Origin of the sequence: Streptococcus sp. 21.1 (assembly GCF_016648635.1) — a bacterium.
GTDB lineage: Bacteria > Bacillota > Bacilli > Lactobacillales > Streptococcaceae > Streptococcus.
On record NZ_JACLQL010000025.1, the window covers coordinates 1 to 3,444 of the forward strand.

The following is a 3,444-nucleotide window of genomic DNA, read 5'->3' on the forward strand; positions in this document are numbered from 1 at the left end:
TTTCTTGCTTGTGATTTCAGCAGTCTTATCATTACTCAAATCAAAGGTTGGTGTTTGGGTTTGAGGAACGTTTTGAACATCCGCAGAAACCTTGTCTGTAGGAGTCACTGTGATTGGTGTGACTGTTGGTGTGTACTTAGCTGTTGCAGTCTTGATGTAATCCTGTTGGATCTTACCATCTTTGTTTCTACCAACTGGCGCTGACAATGTAACTTCCACACCTTTGGCTGTACCAGTAAAGCTTGGATCTGGAGTGAAGGTTACTTCACCCGTTGAAGGATTAATTGTATAAGTTCCTTCCCCTTCAACTGTTACAGATGGCGCATCAGTAGTGAGACCTGTGGCAGGATCCACCAACTTAGCAGGATATTCTGCACTTGGAGTGATTGCAATCTTGTCACCATTTGAGTTAGTCTCAGTTGTGTTAAAGGTCGGAGTTTCTTTTTGAGTCGCCCCTTGAACATCCGTCGAAGTTTTGTCTACTCCTTCGATTTCAATTGGAGTGACTGTTGGAACGTATTGACCATCCATGGTATTCAACTGACCATTAATGTTTGCTTCTTGATCTGGGAATTTTGTTGACCAACCAGTATCATAACCGTTGTTATCTGAACGACGGATAGAAATACCATCAGCTGTTCCAAGGAAGTTATCTTCAGGAATAAATTCAACGTCTACATCTTTACCGTTGGCAGTAATCTTGTACTTACCTTGTCCTGGAACGACATAGTAACCGTCCGCATCAAGAGTTGCACGGTTGCCATCTTTATCAACGATGTATGGTTCTACCGTTTCGTCAATAACGGCACTAGAATTAAGCTCATACTTGTGTTCTCCACGTGCTGTAAAGGTTACAGTTGCAGTTTGCTTCGCCCCTTGAGGACCACTTGTTTCCTTGAATTCCCCTTTTGGTGGGTGCGTAATTTGAGTTCTGAAGTCTTCCACTTCCCCTGAGAAGGCCATACCAGTTGGGCTCTCAATCTCGGTAGCCTTCTTGGCAATACGAACACGAGCACCTAGTTCTTTAACGCTAGGGTCGATATAAGTCTTGCTATTTGCAAAGGTCAACTCAACAGTGCCATCTTGTGTGATTGTAGCGAGATTTGAGCGTTCATCCTCATCGAATTTACCATTTTGGTTAAAGTCTACCCAACCATAGATATGTGCTTCTGAGGCTCCATCTGTATGAGCTTCTACTGACAGCTTGTAGTTCCCTGGGCGTGTACGGTCCATCTTGATCATCTCATTGGTTGAACCTTTAAGCTCATCTGGAAGCAATTGGTCAATTCCTTCATCGGCCGTAGTTGCCTTATCATCACCGAACCAGTCAAGAACAGTATTCTCATCCATATCTGGGCTCACATTACCAATATATGGTTGATTTACTTTAGCACCAGTTATACCATCTACAGTTGCAATGGTATGCATAGCTTTTCCGTATGACTCAGGAGCGTCCCCTTCATCAATTGGGAAGAATCCTAGCATTGCTGACTGTTTACCACCTGAAGCGACATAAAGTCCAACTTCAGAGGCACCACGCGTCATAACGATTGGAACAGTATAATTACCTTCAGAAATGTTTGGTCCAAAGATACCGGTTCCTAGACCACCTGTAACTTGGTCAGGATTTCCAAAATACTTCCAAGCTACTGGTTTCTTTTCTGGTCCAACTTGAGTAGATCTACGAAGTTGGTTTAAGTTGGTATTATTAAATTTAGGATTAGGTCCAAAAAGATTTTCAGTATCTTGTGGTGAATATGTTACAGAAGTACTTGGTCTGGTAAACTTTTTCCATTCTCCAATATGCTGCCAACCTTCTCCATTGGTAGTAAACATAACTAATTCACCTGGGTTAGCAGACTCCCCATCAGCCATAACAATAGCTGGCTTAACTGTCTTACCACGGAAGGTTGCAGAGATTTCAAACTGAACTCCAATATTTCCACCATTCAAAGCTGAACTTATGGTAGTCTTCTTGGTTTTCGTATCAATATTTTCAAATCTGATTTCAGTCCAATTATTTTGGGCATCAGCGACGATTTTGGCCTCTTCACCATTGTTAAAAGCTTGCTTAGCAGCATTTGAAGTGACTCCACTTACATAACCATTTTTTGCATTTGGATCATAGGTTGCTTTTTCAGCTTCTGTAGCCCCTTGATTTTCCATCCGTTTCTTATAGATTTCAGTCGCTTGGAAAGGTTTCAAAGATTTGACTTTTACAGTAACTACATAACCAGGCATGATTTCCTTGGTATAGGTAGACCCAACTTGAAGAGCCAATTTTTCTTCTAAGTTCTCAGTTGGTTTAACTTCACTTTTAGGAACTAGTACTGTAGTAGTTCCTGTCCAGTTAGCTACATCTCCAAAGTCCAACCATGAGATTTGGCTAGCCATAGATTTGGCATCAACATTTGTTGTAAAGCCAGGTTTTTCAACTTTTGGAGTTGAGGTTGCGTCTTCTACATCATCACCAATCAAGTTTGGATCATTGGCATCACCAAGGGCACGACGTGTACGACGGCGACCAGAAGTTTCTGCTGTTACAACAGGTTGCACTACAGCAGACGCTTCGGCACCACTTGAAAGAGCATTCGTTGTAGAAGCTTCTGCTTGAACGTCCACACCTTGTGCTTCAGATGCTGTTTCTGAAGCAGGTGTCTCAGATGATGCTGATGTAACAGAGGCTGTCGTTGAAACTCCCGTAGTATTGCCTACACTTGTAGAGCCAGCAACACTAGTGGTAGATGCTGCAGTACTTGCTGACGTTGACGAAGCTGCTTGAGATGTTGTCTCACTAGAAGCTTGTGTTGTAGACGTTTCAGAAGTAGCTGCGCTAGCATTTGAAACGGTTTGAGACTGACTATTAGTCTCAGAAATTGATAAGAAATTTGCGACTTCCGTCGAAGCTTGAGCAGCAACAGCATTCTGAGAAGATGTCTCATCACTCACTGTAGCAGTAGTGCTAGCTACATCTCCTGCTTGGACTTGGTTAGCTGTTTCATCGGCAGATACTCGACTAGCAGTACCAACCATAACCAGAGTTCCAAGAAGAACGGAGCAAACCCCTACATTCAGCTTACGAATCGAAAATCGACTTATACGATCATTAAATAAATCTTTACCCACTTTGGTAATCCTCCACACTTATACTATTAAGTATCTCACCCCTCAATGAGATTAAAAGTATTTAAAAATACTAATCGTTAAATATTTTAACAAAATTCCTAATATTTGTGAAAAGAAATGCTCTTATTTTCAATTTTTTTATAAGGTTCACTTAAAAATAATCATGTAAACAGTAGAATGATTATAGATATCACTATTTTTATAAAAATTTCAATTAATAATTTTATAATTATATACTTTTAGAATTGTCAGTAAAAAGAAACTTATGATTTCATTTTTTTCAAAAATCGATTTTCAGAATTAATAATTCATTAGAAC

Annotated in this window: 1 protein-coding gene; it reads right to left on the reverse strand. The window is 40.5% G+C overall.

Annotated elements, in window-relative coordinates; genetic code table 11:
* On the reverse strand, positions 1-3,126 hold a 3,126-nt coding region (locus H7U01_RS09885), incomplete at its 3' end, for a CshA/CshB family fibrillar adhesin-related protein (RefSeq protein ID WP_201041516.1).
* Positions 3,127-3,444 lie beyond the last annotated feature (318 nt).